Source organism: Blastococcus sp. PRF04-17 (assembly GCF_023016265.1).
Lineage (GTDB): Bacteria > Actinomycetota > Actinomycetes > Mycobacteriales > Geodermatophilaceae > Blastococcus_B.
The window spans coordinates 708,704-727,803 of the sequence record NZ_CP095412.1; the positions used below are offsets into that span (position 1 = coordinate 708,704).

A 19,100-nucleotide genomic window follows, 5' to 3' on the forward strand; every position below is an offset into this window, starting at 1 on the left:
CGTCCCGAGCTGATGAGCTCGGGCAAACGACCCTCGAAGATAGGTTAGGGTTGCCTAACCTATCGAGGAGGGCGCCATGTCGATCAGTTCCAGCCCCGACCGCTCGGACCTCGAACGGTTGCGTCCGGCGCCGGCCGAGCGGGCCCGCACCGTGTTCTCCCGCCGGTCAGCCGCCGTCTGCGCGGCGGGCATTCCGGGCAGCCGCGTCCTCGCGCACACCGTCACGACCGCCGGCCAGACGCTGCTGGTGGTGCCGACCGACGGCGTACTCGCAGCCGCGGTCAGCGCCGCCCCGAACCGCGACCTCTCCGCCCTGGTGATGGTCACCGACCGCGCGCCCGTGCCCTTGCAGAACCCGGTCCGGGCCCAGGTGTGGCTCTCCGGCTGGCTCACCCCGGTCCGGCGGCACGACCGGCGCGCCGCCCTGCTGGCGTTCGCCGAGACCCTGCCCGACGAGCGGCTCCTGGACGTCGGCCGATCGGCCACGCTGCTGCGCCTCGACCTGGCGGAGGTGGTGCTGGGGGAGAACGGCGGCGGCACCGACGTCCCCCTGCAGGACTTCCTCGCCGCCCGGCCCGATCCGCTGGCCCGGGTGGAGGCCGACACGGTGCGGCACCTCGACCGCGACCACCCCGGCTTCCTGGCGGCCCTGCGCAGCCTCGTCCCGGCCGGCCTGAGCGGCCCGGACGACGTCCTGCGGCCGCTGGGCGTCGACCGCTACGGCATCCGCATCCGCGTCGAGGGCCGGTCCGGTCACCACGACCTGCGACTGCCGTTCGCCCGGCCGCTGACCTGCCCCGGTCAGCTGGGTGCGGCACTGAACTCCCTGAGCTGCGTCGCCCGGAGCAGGACTTAGCCGACCGCCTCGGCGAGCAGCCGGGCCAGCCGGGTCCGTCGCGGTCGCACGTCGACCTCGCGCACCGCGCGGGCGAGGGCGGCACCGCTGGCGTGCACGATCGACAGGTGCTGCTGCGCCCGCGTGAGCGCGGTGTAGACCAGCGGCCGGGACAGCATCCCGCCGGCCTCCGGGGGCAGGCAGACGACCACCCCGGGCCACTCGGAGCCCTGCGCCCGGTGAACGGTGATCGCCCAGCCGTGCCGCAGGTCCGACAGCGCCTGGCCGGTGACCGTCACCGGCCCGGAGCTGAAGTCGACGTGGAGCGAGCCCTCGCCGGTCCCGGTGACCACGCCGACCTCGCCGTTGGCGAAGCCGGTGGGCTCGAGGTCGAGGTGGTTGGCGGTGGCCACCACCCGGTCTCCCGGGTCGAAGCCGAAGACCGTGCCGGTGCCCGGGTTCAGCTCGGCCTTGAGCGCCCTGTTCAGCTCGATGGTGCCGGCCGCCCGCGGTGCACCGGCGTCACGACCTGGATCCCGCTCGGCGGGATGCCCAGAGCGCGGGGGATGGAGTCGGTGACCAGCTGCACCACGCGTCGGGCGGCCTCGGCGCTGCCGGTCGCCGGAACGACGACGACCTCGCGGTCGGGGGAGACCACCGGGGGCAGGTCGCCCTGCCGCACCGCCGTGGCCAGCCGGGCGATGGCGCCGCCCTCGGCCTGCCGGTAGAGCGTGGTCAGCTCGGTCACCGGGACGACGCCGGAGTCGATCAGGTCGCCCAGCACGTGTCCCGGTCCGATCGAGGGCAGCTGCGCGGGATCGCCGACCAGCAGCAGGTGCGTGCCGTCGGGACAGGCCTCCAGCAGGGCGGCGGTGAGCTCGACGTCGAGCATCGACGCCTCGTCGACGACCACCACCTCGGCGTCCAGCGGCCACTCCTCGTTGCGGGAGAACCCGCCGGAGGTGCCCTGCGCGCCGAGCAGCCGGTGCACGGTGACCGCGGGGTGGTCGGTGAGCTCCTCGAGCCGCTTGGCCGCGCGGCCGGTCGGCGCGGCCAGCGCCACCTCCGTGCCCTTCTTGCGCAGCAGCTGGACGACGGCAGCCACCGTCCGGCTCTTGCCGGTGCCCGGCCCGCCGGTCAGCAGCGAGACACCGGCGGTCAGCGTCTGGCCCACGGCGGCGGCCTGCGCCTTGTCCAGGCCCTTGGACACCGACCGCACCGACACGGGGTCGGCGATCGGCTCGGCGGTGACCATCAGCCGCTGCACGTTCTCGGCCACCGCCTCCTCGGCCATGCCGTACCGGGCGAGGGAGAGCGACCGCAGGGCCGGATCGGGCTCCAGCTCCGGATCCTCCGGCTCCGGTGGCTCGTGCTCCAGCACCTCGCCGGACTCCACCGCGGCGACGACGGCGGCCGCCGGGTCGGCGAACCCCTCCGCCCGCAGCGCGGCCACCACGAGGTCGGCCGGCAGCACGGTGTGCCCGTCGCGGGTGGCGGTGCGCAGCGTCAGGCCGACGATCGCCCGGCCGCGCCGGCTGTCCTGCCGGTCGGCGCCGGGCAGCAGCGCGATCGCCAGCCGGTCGGCGTCCACGAGGTTCACGCCGGTCAACCCGAGCAGCGCCCACGGGTCGTCCTTGAGCCGCCGGGCGGCGTCCGGCCCGAGCGTGTCGGCCACCCCGGCGGCGAGCTTCGCGTCGAGGCCGGCGTTGACCAGCAGCTCGACGACGTCGTAGGTGGGCTGCGCAGCCAGGAAGCTCGAGAACAACCGCTCGGCGCGCTGCCGGCCGACCCGGGGCAGCTTCATCAACCGGTCGGCCGTGACGTCGTCAGGGGAGACGATGCCCGCGTCGGGCAGCTCGGCCGCCGTCCGCCGGCCCAGGCCCGGCCAGAGCCCCGCAGCGCAGAACGCGGCGAAGACGCGGTCCCCGCCCGGTGCGGGGGCAGGGGCTGCCGTCACCGTTCCTGCCGTCGCTCGGGATAGCTGAACGGTGGGGCCGAGACGTCCTCCAGGGCGGTCCGGATCGCTGCGGGCAGCCGCACGTTCTCGGCGTCCAGCGAGGCCTGCAGCTGGTGCGCCGTGCGGGCACCGACGATCGGCGCGACGACTCCGGGCCGGTCCCGCACCCAGGCCAGCGCCACGGCCAGCGGCGTCGTCCCCAGCCCCTCGGCGGCGGTGATCACCGCCTCGACGATCCGGTCGGACGTGGACGAGCGCAGGCCGTCGATGAAGCCCTGCCACTGCGTGGAGGCGCCGCGGGACTCCGACGGCGTGCTGTGCCGGTACTTGCCGGTCAGGATGCCGCGGCCCAGCGGCGACCACGGGAGGACGCCGAGCCCGAGCGCCTCCGCGGCCGGCACCACCTCGCGCTCGACGCCGCGCTGCAGGAGCGAGTACTCGACCTGGGTGCTGACGATCGGCGTCCGCCCCGGCCAGGCCCGCTGCCAGGTCGCGGCGTGCGCGGTCTGCCAGCCGGAGAAGTTGCTGATGCCGATGTAGCGGGCCCGGCCCGACGAGACGGCGAGGTCGCAGGCGGCCAGCGTCTCCTCGATCGGCGTCATGTCGTCCCAGGCGTGCAGCTGCCACAGGTCGACGTGGTCGAGCCCGAGCCGCTCCAGCGACGCGTCGAGCGCGGCCAGCAGGTGGCCGCGGGAGGCGCCGCGGCCCATGGGTCCGGGCGCCGTTCGGCCCACGGCCTTGGTCGCGACGAGCACGTCGGACCGGGGGACGACGTCGGTGAGCAGGTGGCCCAGGACGCGCTCGCTCTCGCCGTCGCAGTAGACGTCGGCGGTGTCGACGAGCGTGCCGCCGGCGTCGACGAAGGCCGTCAGCTGCATGGCGGCCTCGTCCTCGTCGGTGTCGCGCCCCCACGTCATCGTGCCCAGCGCGAGCCGCGAGACGACCAGACCACTGCGCCCCAGCGACCGTTGCTCCACGACCGGAAAACCTACCGGCGACCACGGGGACCGACCGGGCAGTGTGGAAAGCGACGGGGCGGCGCGGCGGGTCGGGCGCGGCGCCCGCCTAGGGTGACCCCTCGTGCCCGCCCGACCCGTACCCCGCACCTGCCCTCCCGTCCGCGCGAGATCTGCACACTCGCGGCCATCAGCGTCTGATGGCCGCGAGTGTGCAGATCTCGTCGCGCGGAGGGGCCGCTGAGATGGGCTGGATCGAAGCCGTCGTCCTGGGCGTCGTCCAGGGCCTCACCGAGTTCCTGCCGATCTCCTCCAGCGCCCACCTGCGGCTCGTCGGCGAGCTGTTCGGGTGGGACGACCCGGGCGCGGCGTTCACCGCGATCACCCAGATCGGCACCGAGGCCGCCGTCCTCCTGTACTTCCGGAAGGACATCGCGCGGATCGTCGTCGCCTGGCTCGGCTCGCTGGCCGGCCGGCGGAAGGGCGACCCGGACGCCCGCATGGGTTGGCTGATCATCGTGGGCAGCCTCCCGATCGTCGTCCTCGGGCTGCTCTTCCAGGACGACATCGAGACGACGCTGCGCGACCTGCGCATCGTCGCGACGGCGCTGATCCTCTTCTCGCTGATCCTGTACTGGGCCGACCGCGTGGGCGCCAAGCAGCGCGAGCTCAAGGACCTGACCGTGCCGCACGGCATCGGCTACGGCTTCGCTCAGGCCATGGCGCTGATCCCCGGTGTCTCGCGGTCCGGCGGCACCATCACCGCGGGCCTCTTCCTCGGGTACTCGCGGGCGGCCGCGGCCCGCTACTCGTTCCTGCTCGCCATCCCCGCCGTCCTCGGGTCCGGCTTCTTCCAGGCCTACGAGGCGCTCACCGGCGAGGTCGCCGGCCGGGGCGTCGCCTGGGGGCCGACGATCGTGGCGACCGTGATCGCCTTCGGCGTCGGGCTGACGGTGATCGCCTGGCTGCTGCGCTACCTCGACCGTGGGAGCTTCACGCCGTTCGTGATCTACCGGATCCTGCTCGGGGTGCTCGTGCTCGTGCTCGTGCAGACCGGGGTGCTCGACCCCGTCGGGGACTTCCAGCCGAGCCCGTCGCCGGCGCCCCGCTGACCTGCGGCCGCCTAGGCTCGGGCGTCGTGACCACCGTGATCCTCCTGCGCCACGGCCGGACGACGGCCAACACCGGAGGCGTGCTCGCGGGCTGGACCCCGGGCGTGCAGCTCGACGAGACCGGCGCCGCGCAGGTGCGGGCGGTGGGGGAGCGGCTGGCCAAGGTGCCGCTGGCCGCGGTCGTCAGCAGCCCGCTCGAGCGCTGCCGGCAGACCTCGGCGGCGGTCGCCGCCGGCCGGGACCTCCAGGTGGCGACCGACGACCGCCTCGGCGAGGCGCGCTACGGCGACTGGACCGGCCGCACGATCAAGGAGCTGACCAAGGACCCGCTGTGGCGCGTGGTCCAGCAGCACCCCTCCGCGGCGGTGTTCCCGGGCCCCGAGGGGGAGGGGCTGGCGCAGACCCAGGCCCGCGCCGTCTCCGCCGTCCGGGAGTGGAACGCGAGGCTCGGCCCCGACGCGGTCTGGCTGGCCTGCAGCCACGGTGACGTGATCAAGGCGATCCTGGCCGACGCTCTGGGCCTGCACCTGGACCAGTTCCAGCGCATCGTCGTCGATCCGGCGTCGGTCTCCGTCGTCACCTACACCGACACCCGGCCGTTCGTCGTCCGGGTGAACGACGTCGGGGGTGACGTGTCCGCTCTGATCCCACCGCCGAGGAAGCGGCGCCGCCGCAAGGCGTCCTCCGACGCCGTCGTCGGCGGCGGCGCCGGGACGACCGTCTGACCTCTGTGTCGTCGGGGTGCCGGGTCGCGTCGCCCGCGTAACCTGGGCGCGTGCCACGTCAGGTCCACCTCTTCGATCGTCCGAGCCGATTCGTCGCCGGCACCGTGGGCCAGCCGGGCGACCGCACCTTCTACCTCCAGGCGTCCGACGAGTCCGGCCGCACGGTGAGCGTCGCCCTCGAGAAGACCCAGGTGCAGATCCTCGCCGACCGCATGAACGAGCTCCTCGACGAGATCGCCGGCCGCCCGGGCGCGGTCATCCCGCCAGACGCCGACGTCGACGACCTCGACCCGCTCACCGCCCCCGTGGACGAGGAGTTCCGGGTGGCCGCCATGGGTCTGGCGTGGGACGGCAACGAGGAGGCCGTCGTCGTCGAGGCCGTGGCCGCCGGCGACGAGCCGATCGACGAGGACGCGATCCTGTCCGACAGCGAGGAGGGCCCCGACGCCCTTCGGGTGACCATCACGCCGATGGCCGCCCGGGCGTTCGTCGCACGCGCCCGCCGCGTCGTGGCCGCCGGCCGCCCGCCGTGCCCCCTGTGCTCGCTACCCCTCGATCCCTCCGGGCACGTCTGCCCACGGCAGAACGGCTACCGCCGCTGACCGGCGGCCGCCCATGAGCGAGCAGCCGGTCGAGCCGGACCTCCGGCCACCCTCGGACGACGCCGAGGCGCTCCGCCTGCTGCGAGAGGGCGAGATCGATGTCGAGGGGCGGCTGCTCGACGCCTCCAACGTGACCCTGATCGGCACGATCCGCTCGGGGGCGCTGGCCGCCGAGTGCGTCTACAAGCCGGTGGCGGGGGAGCGGCCGCTGTGGGACTTCCCCGACGGCACCCTCGCCGGCCGGGAGGTCGCGGCCTATCTGGTGTCGGAGGCCACCGGCTGGCGGGTGGTCCCGCCTACGGTGCTGCGGGAGGGACCGTTCGGGCCGGGCATGGTGCAGCTGTGGGTGGACGGCGACGAGCGCGTCGACCTGGGTGTCTTCGTCCGCCGCGACGACCCCGCGCTGCGCCGCATGGCGGTCTACGACGCCGTGGTGAACAACGCCGACCGCAAGGGCGGCCACATCATCCCGATGCCCGGCGGCCACGTGCACGGCGTCGACCACGGCATCTGCTTCTCCGTCGACCCGAAGCTGCGGACGCTGCTGTGGCGCTGGGCGGGCAAGCCGCTGACGGTCGAGGCCCTCGAGGTGCTGGAGCGGCTCGGCGACGAGCTGCGCGGCGACCTGGGTGAGCAGCTGCACGAGCACCTGACCCGCCGCGAGGTGGCCTGCACGCGGCAGCGGGTGGCCGAGCTGCTGCGCAGCGGCCGGCACCCCGAGCCCAGCGGCGAGTGGCCCGCGCTGCCCTGGCCCCCCTTCTAGGAAGACGCGAGATCTGCACACTGGCGGCCATCAGGCGCTGATGGCCGCGAGTGTGCAGATCTCGCGTCTGGGGGCGGTTCTAGGGTGCCGCTCATGCCGCATCGCAGCCGCCTCTCGATCCTGCTCCTCGACCTGCCGCCCGAGCACCACGTCGCCGGCACCGACTTCTGGGTCGGCGCCACCGGGCGCACGGCGGAGCCCGACCACACGAACGAGGAATGGGCCTCGCTGGGCCACTTCGCCGACGGCTGGAGCGTGGAGATCCAGCGCACCGGCGAGGGGACGCCGCCGCGGTGGCACGTCGACATCGAGACCGACGACATCCCCGCCGAGGTGGCCCGCCTCGAGGCACTGGGCGCCACCCGGCACCAGGACATGGGCTCGTTCTGGCAGATGCTCGACCCGGCGGGCCTGGTCTTCTGCGTCGTCGGCATCCAGACCGGCGAGGCCTTCGACCGCTATGCGGTCACCTGGCCCCTAGCCGTCACCAGGTCGCCCGCCCCGTGCCGGGGAGGCTGCTACTCCAGCGAGACCAGGCCGATCATCGCGGCGGCCTGCGCCGGGTCGCCGTCCACGGTGAGGACCTCGATCGGCACCCGCCGCCAGGCCGCCAGCAGCAAGTCTCCGGCGTTGCCGGTCAGCACGGCGATCGGGAACGGTCGGCTGCCCGGGAAGAGCGTCCGCTCGGCGTCGGCGTCGACGGCGTGGAAGACCAGCGGATGGGCGCCCGCGGGCGGGCCGTGCGGCAGCGCGCTCGGCACCATGACGTCGAGCCACTCGTCCAGCCCGTCGAGGCCGACGGCCGCGGGGATGGGCCGGACGTCGCCCAGCACCTGCTCCACGTCGGCGGTGTGGACGGTCGCCTCGAGGGTCTGCCGGCGCAGCACGAAGGCGACGTCCTGCTGCGCTGCCCAGGTCCACACCCGCTCGGCCGGGTCGGCGCCGGCCAGCACGGTCTCGAGTTCGGCGTTCTGCGCGGCCAGGAACCCGAGCAGTTCGTCGTCCGGATGCCGCGCGGGCTCGACGTAGGTCGACGGGTCGGGCGCCCGGGTCCGCACCACCCACGCCCAGAAGTGCTGCACCTCCGACAGGTGCCAGACCAGGTCGTCGAGCCGCCAGCCGGGGCAGCCGGGCACCGGCGCCTGCCACCCGTGCTCGAGCACCGCCTCGGCGGCGGCGTCGCAGCAGCGCCGGTTGGTCTTCTCCAGGACCGGGAGGTACTCGTCGAGCTCCATCGTTTCCCCCTCCTGCGCGGTGCCGCCCACGGTAGAAGAGGAGGCACCCCAACGGGGGCCGCCGGACGTGGGCCAGGGGATCGCCGTCCTGGCCCGATCTAGGCTCGTGACGTGCTCTCCTGGCCCGCCCCCCTCCTGCCGACCCTGCCCGGGACCGGGCCCGCCCTCAAGCTCCACGACACCTCCCGCGGCGAGGTCGTCGAAACCAGTCCCGACCCGACCGCGCGGATGTACGTCTGCGGCATCACGCCGTACGACGCGACGCACCTGGGCCACGCGGCCACCTACCTCGCCTTCGACCTGGTGAACCGGGTGTGGCGGGACGCCGGGCACGCCGTGCACTACGTGCAGAACGTCACCGACATCGACGACCCGCTGCTCGAGCGCGCCGAACGCGACCGCGAGGACTGGATCGTGCTCGGCATGCGCGAGACCGCGCTCTTCCGGGAGGACATGACGGCGCTGCGCGTGCTCCCGCCCGAGGACTTCGTCGGTGCGGTCGAGTCGATCCCGCGCATCGTCGCGCACATCGAGGACCTGCTCGACGAGGGACTGGCCTACGTCCTGGACGACGGCACCGGTGACGTCTACCACGACATCGCGCAGGCGCCGGGCTTCGGTGGCGAGTCCCGCTACGACGAGACCACCATGCTCCGCTTCTTCGGCGAGCGGGGCGGCGACCCCGACCGCCCGGGCAAGCGGCAGCCGCTGGACCCGATGCTGTGGCGCGGCGAGCGGCCGGGAGAGCCCTCCTGGCCAGGACCACGCGGCACCGCGGGCGGCCGGGCTGGCACATCGAGTGCGCCACCATCGCGCTGGACACCATCGGCATGGGCTTCGACGTGCAGGGCGGCGGCAGCGACCTGGTCTTCCCGCACCACGAGTACTCGGCCGTCCACGCCGAGGGCCTGACCGCGACCAAACCCTTCGCCCGGGCCTACGTGCACGCGGCGATGATCGGCCTCGACGGCGAGAAGATGAGCAAGAGCCGGGGCAACCTCGTCTTCGTCTCCCGCCTCCGGGGCGACGGCGTGGACCCGATGGCGATCCGCCTGGCGCTGCTGTCCGGGCACTACCGCACCGACCGCGCCTGGACGACGGATCTGCTGCGGGCGGCCGAGGAGCGCCTGGCCACGTGGCGTCGCGCAGTGGCCCTGGACGCCGGTGCGCCCGCCGCTCCCGTGCTGCTCGGTCTGCGCGAGCGGCTGGCCGACGACCTCGACAGCCCGGGCGCGATCGCGCACGTCGACGCCTGGGCGGCACGGACCCTGGCCGGCGGCAGTGATCGAGGCGGGGACCTGGAGGAGGAGGCGCCGCGCGTCGTGTGCGACGCGGTCGACGCGCTGCTCGGTGTCGCGCTGGGCGACGGCGGATGAGCGGGCCCTTCCGGTTCACCGATCGTGCCGCACGGGAGGCGGCGGAGACCGAGCTGGCACCCGCGGCGGCCCGGTCGGCGACCAGCCGCGGGCGGGCACGGCCCGAGCCGGCCGACCCCTTGCGGACCGAGTTCGAGCGCGACCGCGACCGCATCCTGCACGCGAAGGCGTTCCGCCGGCTGAAGCACAAGACGCAGGTCTTCCTGAACCCCGACGGCGACCACTTCGTCACCCGGCTCACCCACACGCTCCAGGTCACCCAGGTCGCGCGGTCGCTGGCACGGGCGCTCGGCTTGAACGAGACGCTGGCCGAGGCCATCGCGCTGGCCCACGACGTCGGTCATTCGCCGTTCGGCCACCTCGGCGAGGACGCGCTGGAGCCCTACGTCGCCGGCGGCTGGCACCACGCCGCGCAGGGGGTGCGGATCGTCGAGGTGCTCGAGCACCTGAACCTGACGGAGGAGGTCCGCGACGGCGTCCGGTCGCACAGCTGGAAGATCGACCCGCCGCCGTCGACGCGCGAGGGCGAGTGCGTGCGGTACGCCGACCGGATCGGCTACCTCTCCCACGACGCGCTGGACGCGATCCGCGCCGGCGTGCTGCGGCTCGGCGACCTGCCGGCACGCCCACTGGAGGTCTTCGGCGAGCCGGGCAGCGAGATGGTCGGCCGCATGATCGACGCCGTCGTCGAGGGCTCGCTGTCGGCGGCCAACACCGCCGGCGTGGTCGTCATGGCACCCGAGAAGCTCGAGGCGATGCACGAGCTGCGGGCGTTCATGTTCGAGCGGGTCTACAACTCGCAGACCGCTGCCGGGCAGAAGCACGTGGCGATCGACGTCATCCGGCGCCTGGTCGACCACCACCTCGCCCACCCCGAGCTGATCCCGCAGAGCTACCGGGATCCCGACGCCGACGTCCTCACCCAGGTGGTCGACTACGTGTCGGGCATGACCGACCGGTTCGCCCTCGCGATGCACGACCGCCTCTTCGACGCCGACGCAGCAGCGAGGATGGTTCCCCTCCTGCGTACCACCTGACGGCCCCCTGCAGGGGCCCGCCGCGAGCTAGCGAGCGGTGGGGGGCAGGGGGTCCTCTTTCTGGCCGCGGTGCGATCCGGAGGATCGCGTCAGATATTGCCCCGGCGTCTCAGGTAGCGCTCGAACTCGCGGGCGATCTGGTCGCCGTTGGCCTGGGAGAGGTCCACCTCGGTGGCTCGCTCCTCGAGCGAGCGCACGTACTCGACGACCTCGGCGTCCTCGTTGGCCATCTCGTCGACGGTCTTGACCCAGTCCTCGGCCTGCTGCGGCAGCGCGCCGAGCGGCACGGTCAGCTCGAGGACCTCCTCCACCCGCTGCAGCAGGGCCACGGTGGCCCGCGGCGACGGCGGCTGCGACACGTAGTGGGGGACGGCGGCCCAGAAACTGATCGCCGGCAGACCGGCCTGCACGCACGCGTCCTGGAACACGCCGAGGATGCCGGTGGGCCCCTCGTAGCGCGAGGTCTCCAGGCCGTAGGCCCGTGCGGACTCCGAGTCGTAGGCGGAACCGGTCACGGGCGTGGGCCGGGTGTGCGGCGTGTCGGCCAGCAGCGCGCCGAGTGCCACCACGATCGAGACGTCGAGCTCCTCGAGGATCGCCAGCAGTTCCTCGCAGAACCCGCGCCAGCGCATGTTCGGCTCGATGCCGCGGATGAGGACGACGTCCCGGTCGCTGTCCGGCGGCCGGGCGACCGAGATGCGGGTCGTGGGCCACTCGATCCGCCGGCTCACGCCGCCGACTTGCGAGACGGTCGGGCGGTTGACCTGGAAGTCGTAGTAGTCCTCGGGGTCGAGCGCGGCCAGCGGCTTGGCGTCCCAGATGAGCTCGAGGTGCTCGACCGCGCCCGTCGCGGCGTCCCCGGCGTCGTTCCAGCCCTCGAACGCGACGACCACGAGCGGGTCGGTCAGCTGGGGCAGGTCCGCGGGGATGGACGTCGGGTCGGTCACCCCTGCAACCCTACGTCGGTCCCGCCGTCCGGCCCTGCTCCGCGAACCGCGGGCCCTCCCGTCGAGGGAGTGCGCCGCCGCTCGCTCAGGGACCCCTGTGGCGCACGGGACGGACCGTTCCAACACGGCTGCTCCATTTGGCGGCAGGTGAGACCATGGGTGCCGACATCGGGAACGCCCAGGCCTGGGCCAGCCCGCCGGGGTGACGGAGCTCCCGCAACGGACCGAGCCCGCACGCCCACCTAGAGGAACCACTGGGGATCAACCTGTGTCCGAGTCAACCTCCCTCCGTCCCGACGCCACCGCCGAGCTGACCGCTCTGCTCCGGCAGCGGATCCTGGTGCTCGACGGCGCCATGGGCACGGCGATCCAGCGGGACCGGCCGGACGAGGCGGGCTACCGGGGCGAGCGCTTCGCCGACTGGCCGTCCGACGTCCAGGGCAACAACGACCTCCTCACGATCACGCAGCCCCAGATCATCGCCGGCATCCACCGCGAGTACCTCGAGGCCGGCGCGGACCTCGTCGAGACGAACACCTTCAACGCCAACTCGATCTCGCTCGGCGATTACGGCATGGAGGAGCTCGCCTACGAGCTGAACCGGGAGTCCGCGCGGCTCGCCCGCCAGGAGTGCGACGCGATGACCGGGCGCACCCCGGAGAAGCCGCGGTTCGTCGTGGGCGCGCTCGGCCCCACCACCCGGACGGCGTCCATCTCGCCCGACGTCAACGACCCAGGCGCCCGCAACGTCAGCTACGACCAGCTGGTCGAGGCCTACCTGACCCAGGCCAACGGGCTGGTGGACGGCGGCTCGGATGCGCTGCTGATCGAGACGATCTTCGACACGCTGAACGCCAAGGCGGCGATCTTCGCCCTGGAGACGCTGTTCGAGGAGCGTGGCCGCCGCTGGCCGGTGTTCATCTCCGGCACGATCACCGACGCCTCCGGTCGCACGCTGTCGGGTCAGGTCACCGAGGCCTTCTGGCACTCGGTGCGGCACGTGGACCCGCTGCTGGTCGGCCTGAACTGCGCGCTCGGCGCCAAGGACATGCGGCCCTACATCGCCGAGATGGCGCGCATCGCCGACACGTTCGTCTCCTGCTACCCGAACGCCGGCCTGCCCAACGCGTTCGGCGAGTACGACGAGTCGCCGGACGAGACCGCCGCGATCATCCGCGAGTTCGCCGAGAGCGGCTTCGTCAACCTGGTCGGCGGCTGCTGCGGCACGACCCCGGGCCACATCGCGGCCATCGCCGAGGCCGTCGACGGTCTGCCCCCGCGCACGCCGGCCGAGACGGCGCCCGCGCTGCGCCTCTCCGGCCTGGAGCCGCTGGTGGTCACCGAGGACACCCTGTTCGTCAACGTCGGCGAGCGGACCAACATCACCGGCTCCGCCCGCTTCCGCAACCTCATCAAGGCCGGCGACTACACCACCGCCCTCGCGGTCGCCCGCCAGCAGGTCGAAGCCGGCGCCCAGGTCATCGACATCAACATGGACGAGGGGATGATCGACGGCGTCGAGGCGATGGACCGCTTCACGAAGCTGATCGCCACCGAGCCCGACATCTGCCGCGTGCCCGTGATGGTCGACTCCTCCAAGTGGGAGGTCATCGAGGCCGGCCTGAAGACCGTCCAGGGCAAGTCGATCGTCAACTCGATCTCGCTCAAGGAGGGCGAGGAGAAGTTCGTCCGCGAGGCCCGGCTGTGCCGCAAGTATGGCGCCGCCGTCGTCGTCATGGCCTTCGACGAGCAGGGGCAGGCCGACAACCTCGAGCGCCGCAAGGAGATCTGCCGCCGCGCCTACGACATCCTCACCGGGGACGTCGGGTTCCCGGCCGAGGACATCATCTTCGACCCCAACATCTTCGCCGTCGCCACGGGCATCGAGGAGCACGCCAACTACGGGCTGGACTTCATCGAGGCCACCCGCTGGATCAAGCAGAACCTGCCCGGTGCGCTCGTCTCGGGCGGTGTCTCCAACGTCTCCTTCTCCTTCCGCGGCAACAACCCGGTCCGCGAGGCGATCCACGCGGTGTTCCTGTACCACGCGATCAACGCGGGCATGGACATGGGCATCGTCAACGCCGGCGCGCTCGAGGTCTACGACGAGGTGCCGGCGGAGCTGCGCGAGCGCATCGAGGACGTCGTCCTCAACCGCCGCCCGGACAGCACCGAGCGGCTGCTGGAGATCGCCGGCGACTACGCCGGCGACGGCACGGCCAAGGAGGTCGCCTCCGAGGAGTGGCGGTCCCTGCCGGTCGACGAGCGGATCACCCACGCGCTGGTGAAGGGCATCGACGAGTTCGTCGAGGCCGACACCGAGGAACTGCGCCGGCTCATCAGCGACCGCGGCGGCCGGCCCATCGAGGTCATCGAGGGTCCGCTGATGGCCGGCATGAACGTCGTCGGCGACCTCTTCGGCGCCGGCAAGATGTTCCTGCCCCAGGTGGTCAAGTCCGCCCGCGTCATGAAGAAGGCCGTCGCCTACCTCATCCCGTTCATCGAGGCCGAGAAGCAGCCGGGCGACGCCGAGCGCAGCAACGGCAAGGTCGTCATGGCCACCGTGAAGGGCGACGTCCACGACATCGGCAAGAACATCGTCGGTGTCGTCCTCCAGTGCAACAACTACGACGTCGTCGACCTGGGCGTGATGGTGCCGGGGCAGCGGATCCTGGACGCGGCCAAGGAGGAGGGCGCCGACGTCATCGGGCTCTCCGGGCTCATCACGCCGTCCCTGGACGAGATGGTCACCCTGGCCACGGAGATGGAGCGGCAGGGCTTCGACATCCCGCTGCTGATCGGCGGGGCCACGACCTCGCGCGCCCACACGGCGGTCAAGGTGGCGCAGAAGTACCACGGCCCGGTCATCTGGGTGAAGGACGCCTCGCGCTCGGTGCCTGTGGTCGCAGCGCTGCTGTCCGACGAGCAGCGGCCGAAGCTGCTGGCCGAGACCGAGGCGGAGTACGAGGCGCTGCGCGAGCGGCACGCGGCGCGGCAGGACACCCGCCCGCTGCTGTCGCTGGCAACCGCCCGTGCGTCCGCACCCGAGATCGACTGGGCGGCCTACTCGCCGCCCCGCCCGCGGATGCTGCTGCAGCAGGCCATGGACGTGTGCGCCGGGCCGTCGTGCGACCACGTGCACCACGTGGCGACGCAGTTCGTGAAGACGTTCACCGACTACTCGCTCGAGGAGCTGCGCCGGTACATCGACTGGCAGCCGTTCTTCAACGCGTGGGAGATGCGCGGCCGGTTCCCGGACATCCTGAACAACCCGTCGACCGGCGAGGCCGCCCGGCGGCTGTTCGAGGACGCCCAGGCGATGCTCGACCAGATCGTCGCGGAGAAGTGGCTGCAGGCCAACGGCGTGTTCGGGCTGTTCCCCGCCAACCGGACCGACGGCGACGACATCGAGGTCTACACCGACGAGACCCGGCGCACCGTGCTGACCACGCTGCACCAGCTGCGGCAGCAGACCGAGGGCCGCGACGGCGCCCCGCGCAAGTCGCTGGCCGACTTCGTGGCGCCGAAGAGCACCGGGCTGCGCGACTTCGTCGGCGCCTTCGCCGTCACCGCCGGCCTGGGCTCGCAGGAGCGGGTCGCGGCGTTCAAGAAGGCCAACGACGACTACAGCGCGATCATGCTGGAGGCGCTGGCCGACCGGCTGGCGGAGGCGTTCGCCGAGCGGCTGCACGAGCGGGTCCGCAAGGAGTTCTGGGCGTACGCGCCCGACGAGCACCTGGACAACGACCAGCTGATCGGCGAGAAGTACCACGGCATCCGGCCGGCGCCGGGCTATCCGGCCTGCCCGGAGCACACCGAGAAGCAGACGATCTGGTCGCTGCTGGACGTCGAGAACAACGCCGGCATCGAGCTGACCGAGAGCATGGCCATGTGGCCGGGCGCGGCGGTCAGCGGGCTGTACTTCTCGCACCCGCAGTCGCGCTACTTCGTGCTGGGCAGGATCGGCCGGGACCAGGTCGAGGACTACGCGCGGCGCAAGGGCTGGACCGTCGACGAGGCGGAGAAGTGGCTCTCGCCGAATCTGGGTTACCGCACCGAGGACGAATGAGCTGATCTCCCGGCGCGGTCCGCCCCGAGCATTGACCACAAACCCTGCTCATGAACATCATGGACCGCGCACTCGATGGCGGGGGCGGCCGGCGGACCGCCTCGTCGATCGGAGATCACCCATGACGGAGTACGACCCGCTCTCGGCCGAGGTCCTCGACGACCCGGGTCCCGCCCACGCGCGGCTGCTGGCCGAGTGCCCGGTGCACCGGTTCGAGGGTTTCGAGCCGCCCTTCTACACGTTGTCGCGCTACGAGGACGTGGCATGGGCGCTCAAGGACACGACCACGTTCTCCAGCCGGTACGGGCAGGGCCCGCGCTTCACCGAGGAGCGCGGCATGAAGTCCGACCCACCGATGCACACGTTCTTCCGCCGCCTGGTGAGCAAGGCGTTCACGCCCCGCGCCGTCGCGGCGATGGAGCCACGGATCGACGGCATCGTCACCGACCTGATCGACGCCTTCGTCGACCGGGGCGAGGGCGACCTGCACCACGAGCTCGCCTATCCGCTGCCGACGATCGTGATCGCCGAGATGCTGGGGGTCCCCGCCGAGGACCGGGACCGCTTCAAGGCGTGGTCGGACGCCTGGGTGACCGCGATGGGGTCCACGACGCCCGAGCTCTGGGCCGACGAGATCGCCGAGATGCGCGGCTACATCCACGAGCACGTCGCGGAGCGGCAGCGCCGCGACGCGGCCGGACTGGCGCTGCCGGACGACCTGGTCTCGGCGCTGGTCGTCGCCGAGGAGGACGGCGAGCGTCTGGACGCAGAGGGGATCGTCAACGTCGTCCGGCAACTGCTCGTCGGTGGCAACGAGACGACGACCTCCCTGCTGACCAACGCGCTCCTGCGGCTGACCGAGCAGCCCGGGCTGCTGGATCGCATCCGGGAGGATCCGGCCCTCGCCGAGGTCGCGGTGGAGGAGAGTCTCCGCTTCGACGCCCCGGTCCTCGGCCTGTTCCGCACGACCACGTGTCCGGTCGAGCGGCACGGCGTGGTCATCCCCGAGGGCGAGAAGGTGATGCTGCTGTACTCGGCGGCCAACCGGGATCCGGCGGTCTTCGAGGACCCCGACGTCTTCTCGCTCGACCGCGCGGCCCACGAGGTGCGCAGGCATCTCGCCTTCGGCTTCGGCATCCATGTGTGCCTGGGCGCCGGTCTGGCCCGGCTCGAAGGGCGCATCGTCCTCCAGCAGGTCGCGCGGCGCCTTCGGGACCTGGAGATCACCGCGCCGCCGCAGCGGATCGAGCCCTTCATGCTGTGGGGCAAGGCCACCCTCCCGGCGAGGTGGACCCCGCCGTCCTGAGGCAGGCAGGCCCCCGAACATCACATTTCAATAACGCGGTTTCCTGGGTACCTTGTTCTCGTCCGCCGGAACTCCGTCCTCGACCGAGGGCGTCGGCGTGGCACCGCCGAACCGTGCGCGGCCCCCGGGCCGGGCGTGGACCGGGGACCCGTGGTTCCTCTGGGGTGAATCCTGGGCGCACGCGTGCGCCCGGGTAGGGCGACTTTCCCGCCCGAACCCGTCAGCTAACTCGGTAGGCGGTGAAGGGAAGAACGGAGAGCCGCCCCTGTGGCGACCCTGAAGCTGCACGCTGCACCACCTCCGGACGGCGAGACCGCCGCGGCCGACGACCTCGAGACCACCGCGCTGCTGGCGCAGCCGGGCCCTCGTCGCGGCCGGCCTCGCACGAGGGCACCGCAGTCGCGCGTCGCGTATGCGCTGGGCACGGCCATCGTCTGCTCCGTCGCCTTCCTCGATCTCATGGGCGGGGAACCCGCGACGGCCACCCCGCAGTCCGAGTCGGTGGCCGTCGCCGCCGCGCTCGGCATCTCCGGCACCGGCGCCGAGGCCGACGAGCCGCCGGTCGAGAACCCGGTGCTGCTGGAGCAGTTGGCCGCCAGCCGCGCCCAGCGCGACGCGCGCCAGGCAGCCGCGGTCGCCTCGCAGGCGCAGGCCGAGCAGGCCGCCAAGGCCAAGGCGGAGGCCGAGGCCCGCGCCGCCGCGGAGGCCGCCGCGGCCGCGGAGCGCGCCGCAGCGGCCGCGGCCGCCGCCGAGGCGGAGGACCAGGCGGCGGCGGCCGTGTCGGCCGCCGCCGGCACCGCCGTCAGCGCGATCGCGCAGATCAACAACAGCGCCGGGCCGTTGCGGGACGTCGCCCAGGCCGCCGCCAACGCCGTCGTCAGCAACGTGCCCGGCGCCGCCAACATCACCCTCGGGGGCACCCGCGCCAGCGCCGCCGACCCGGGCGGGCACCCGTCCGGCCTGGCCGTGGACTACATGGTCATGGGGGACGCGGCGCTCGGTGACGCGATCGTCGCGTACCACATCGCCCACTGGGACGAGCTCCGGGTGGACTACATCATCTGGCAGCAGCGGATGCTGTCGTCGCCGGGCGGCTCCTGGTCGATGATGGAGGACCGGGGGAGCGCTACCGCGAACCACTACGACCACCCGCACGTGAACTACCGAGGCTGACCGCGTGCGCGTCCTCGTGACCGGCAGCGCCGCCACCTGGGCGAGGCGCTGGTCCGCACCCTGCGGGAGTCGGGGGACGACGTCGTCGGCCTCGACGTGCTGCCGTCGCCGACCACCGACGTGACCGCGTCGGTCACCGACCGCGCCGCGGTGCGGTCGGCGCTGGACGGCGTCGAGGCGGTGCTGCACACCGCGACGCTGCACAAGCCGCACGTGGGGTCGCACTCGCGGCAGGACTTCGTCGCCACGAACGTCGTCGGCACCCTGGTGCTGCTCGAGGAGTCGGTCGCCGCCGGCGTGCGCGCTTCGTGCACACGAGCACGACGAGTGCCTTCGGCCGGGCGCTGGTCCCTGCCGAGGGCGAGCCGGCCGCCTGGATCACCGAGGACGTCGTCCCGCGGCCGAGGAACGTCTACGGGGTCACCAAGGTCGCCTCCGAGGATCTCTGCGAGCTGGTCGCACGCGATGCCGGCCTGCCGGTCGTCGTCCTGCGGACCTCGCGGTTCTTCCCCGAGCAGGACGACGACGAGCAGCGGGCCGGCCGGTTCCCCGACACCAACCTCAAGGTCAACGAACTGCTGTACCGGCGGGTGGACCTCGCGGACGTGGTGGGCGTTCACCTCGCGACGCTGGAGCGGGCGGCGGCGATCGGGTTCGGGCGGTACGTCGTCAGCGCCACCACGCCGTTCGGGCCCGGGGACCTGGCCGAGCTGCGCAGGGACGCGCCGGCGGTGGTCGAGCGGCTGTTCCCCGACTACCGCGAGGTCTACGAGCGGCTGGGCTGGGAGATGCTGCCGTCGATCGACCGGGTGTACGTCAACGCCCGGGCACGAGCGGAGCTGGGGTGGGTACCGCGGTATGACTTCGGCCACGCCCTGGACCTGCTCCGCGCGGGCCAGGAACCGCGGAGTGCGCTCGCGACCAGCATCGGGACGAAGGGCTACCACGCCGAGACGACGGGGCCGTACACCCGGCGCTGACGCACCGGCGGCGGGTTCGTGCCTACC

General features: G+C 72.9%; 14 protein-coding genes, 4 pseudogenes and 1 riboswitch. Of the genes and pseudogenes, 13 read left to right on the plus strand and 5 right to left on the minus strand.

The features are described from left to right. Window positions 1-76: 76 nt before the first annotated feature. On the plus strand, window positions 77-856 hold the full coding sequence (locus tag MVA48_RS03595; RefSeq protein WP_246985906.1) for a DUF2470 domain-containing protein: 780 nt from the start codon (window positions 77-79) through the stop codon (window positions 854-856). On the opposite strand, the gene MVA48_RS03600 is transcribed toward MVA48_RS03595, so the two are convergent. The 3 genes from MVA48_RS03600 to MVA48_RS03610 all read right to left on the minus strand — a co-directional run bounded on the left by MVA48_RS03600 (window position 853) and on the right by MVA48_RS03610 (window position 3,769). After that, entirely contained in the window at window positions 853-1,251 is a 399-nt protein-coding gene (locus tag MVA48_RS03600) for an ATP-dependent DNA helicase (RefSeq protein ID WP_246985908.1), read from the minus strand. The genes MVA48_RS03595 and MVA48_RS03600 overlap by 4 nt on opposite strands. Window positions 1,252-1,319: 68 nt before the next feature. Further along, complete coding sequence (locus MVA48_RS03605) at window positions 1,320-2,792, minus strand: AAA family ATPase (protein ID WP_246985910.1); 1,473 nt, start codon at window positions 2,790-2,792, stop codon at window positions 1,320-1,322. Beyond that, window positions 2,789-3,769 (minus strand): aldo/keto reductase, encoded by a 981-nt coding sequence (locus MVA48_RS03610; RefSeq protein ID WP_246985912.1) that lies wholly within the window; start codon window positions 3,767-3,769, stop codon window positions 2,789-2,791. The genes MVA48_RS03605 and MVA48_RS03610 overlap by 4 nt, the downstream gene beginning before the upstream one ends. A gap of 224 nt (window positions 3,770-3,993) precedes the next feature. On the opposite strand from MVA48_RS03610, the gene MVA48_RS03615 reads away from it, so the two are divergent. From MVA48_RS03615 to MVA48_RS03635, 5 genes and pseudogenes are all read left to right on the plus strand, one after another. Then, a complete protein-coding gene (locus MVA48_RS03615) occupies window positions 3,994-4,860 on the plus strand; it encodes an undecaprenyl-diphosphate phosphatase (protein ID WP_246985914.1) in 867 nt (288 codons plus the stop codon). Between the two features lie 26 nt (window positions 4,861-4,886). Then, complete coding sequence (locus MVA48_RS03620) at window positions 4,887-5,585, plus strand: histidine phosphatase family protein (RefSeq protein ID WP_246985916.1); 699 nt, start codon at window positions 4,887-4,889, stop codon at window positions 5,583-5,585. Between the two features lie 50 nt (window positions 5,586-5,635). Beyond that, the gene (locus MVA48_RS03625) at window positions 5,636-6,187 is read left to right on the plus strand and encodes a DUF3090 family protein (RefSeq protein WP_246985918.1); all 552 of its coding nucleotides are present in this window, start codon (window positions 5,636-5,638) and stop codon (window positions 6,185-6,187) included. Between the two features lie 13 nt (window positions 6,188-6,200). Further along, window positions 6,201-6,950: an SCO1664 family protein gene (locus MVA48_RS03630; protein WP_246985920.1), complete on the plus strand. Its 750-nt coding sequence runs from the start codon at window positions 6,201-6,203 to the stop codon at window positions 6,948-6,950. 93 nt (window positions 6,951-7,043) lie between these two features. Beyond that, a pseudogene (locus MVA48_RS03635) lies at window positions 7,044-7,367 on the plus strand (VOC family protein); the annotation flags it as partial. A 101-nt stretch (window positions 7,368-7,468) separates the two neighbouring features. Here the strand turns inward: MVA48_RS03635 and MVA48_RS03640 are convergent. Beyond that, window positions 7,469-8,185 (minus strand): maleylpyruvate isomerase family mycothiol-dependent enzyme, encoded by a 717-nt coding sequence (locus MVA48_RS03640; RefSeq protein WP_246985929.1) that lies wholly within the window; start codon window positions 8,183-8,185, stop codon window positions 7,469-7,471. A 228-nt stretch (window positions 8,186-8,413) separates the two neighbouring features. Here MVA48_RS03640 and mshC point away from each other — a divergent pair. Then, window positions 8,414-9,561: pseudogene (gene mshC / locus MVA48_RS03645) on the plus strand (cysteine--1-D-myo-inosityl 2-amino-2-deoxy-alpha-D-glucopyranoside ligase). Beyond that, complete coding sequence (locus MVA48_RS03650; protein ID WP_246985931.1) at window positions 9,558-10,598, plus strand: HD domain-containing protein; 1,041 nt, start codon at window positions 9,558-9,560, stop codon at window positions 10,596-10,598. The pseudogene mshC and the gene MVA48_RS03650 overlap by 4 nt, the downstream one beginning before the upstream one ends. Before the next feature lie 89 nt (window positions 10,599-10,687). Here MVA48_RS03650 and MVA48_RS03655 read toward each other — a convergent pair whose 3' ends face one another. Next, window positions 10,688-11,545, minus strand: coding sequence for a PAC2 family protein (locus tag MVA48_RS03655; protein ID WP_246985933.1), 858 nt, complete (start codon window positions 11,543-11,545; stop codon window positions 10,688-10,690). A 268-nt stretch (window positions 11,546-11,813) separates the two neighbouring features. Between MVA48_RS03655 and metH the strand changes: the two genes are divergently transcribed. The 5 genes and pseudogenes from metH to MVA48_RS03675 all read left to right on the plus strand — a co-directional run. Then, the gene (metH, locus tag MVA48_RS03660; RefSeq protein ID WP_246985935.1) at window positions 11,814-15,614 is read left to right on the plus strand and encodes a methionine synthase; all 3,801 of its coding nucleotides are present in this window, start codon (window positions 11,814-11,816) and stop codon (window positions 15,612-15,614) included. 121 nt (window positions 15,615-15,735) lie between these two features. Beyond that, on the plus strand, window positions 15,736-16,920 hold the full coding sequence (locus tag MVA48_RS03665; RefSeq protein WP_246985938.1) for a cytochrome P450: 1,185 nt from the start codon (window positions 15,736-15,738) through the stop codon (window positions 16,918-16,920). Between the two features lie 94 nt (window positions 16,921-17,014). Further along, a riboswitch (cyclic di-AMP (ydaO/yuaA leader) is annotated at window positions 17,015-17,174 on the plus strand. Between the two features lie 13 nt (window positions 17,175-17,187). Next, window positions 17,188-18,093: a hypothetical protein gene (locus MVA48_RS03670; RefSeq protein WP_246985940.1), complete on the plus strand. Its 906-nt coding sequence runs from the start codon at window positions 17,188-17,190 to the stop codon at window positions 18,091-18,093. A gap of 48 nt (window positions 18,094-18,141) precedes the next feature. Continuing rightward, window positions 18,142-18,387, plus strand: a pseudogene (locus MVA48_RS23950) (NAD-dependent epimerase/dehydratase family protein); the annotation flags it as partial. Further along, a pseudogene (locus MVA48_RS03675) lies at window positions 18,375-19,073 on the plus strand (NAD-dependent epimerase/dehydratase family protein); the annotation flags it as partial. The pseudogenes MVA48_RS23950 and MVA48_RS03675, both read left to right, overlap by 13 nt. Between the last annotated feature and the right edge of the window lie 27 nt (window positions 19,074-19,100).

Excerpts from the sequence above, each read along its gene's own strand:
- MVA48_RS03595 (WP_246985906.1), top strand. The coding sequence starts at position 77 with ATGTCGATCAGTTCCAGCCCCGACCGCTCGGACCTCGAACGGTTGCGT.
- MVA48_RS03615 (WP_246985914.1), top strand. The coding sequence starts at position 3,994 with ATGGGCTGGATCGAAGCCGTCGTCCTGGGCGTCGTCCAGGGCCTCACC.
- MVA48_RS03630 (WP_246985920.1), top strand. The coding sequence starts at position 6,201 with ATGAGCGAGCAGCCGGTCGAGCCGGACCTCCGGCCACCCTCGGACGAC.
- MVA48_RS03640 (WP_246985929.1), bottom strand. The coding sequence starts at position 8,185 with ATGGAGCTCGACGAGTACCTCCCGGTCCTGGAGAAGACCAACCGGCGC.
- MVA48_RS03650 (WP_246985931.1), top strand. The coding sequence starts at position 9,558 with ATGAGCGGGCCCTTCCGGTTCACCGATCGTGCCGCACGGGAGGCGGCG.
- MVA48_RS03665 (WP_246985938.1), top strand. The coding sequence starts at position 15,736 with ATGACGGAGTACGACCCGCTCTCGGCCGAGGTCCTCGACGACCCGGGT.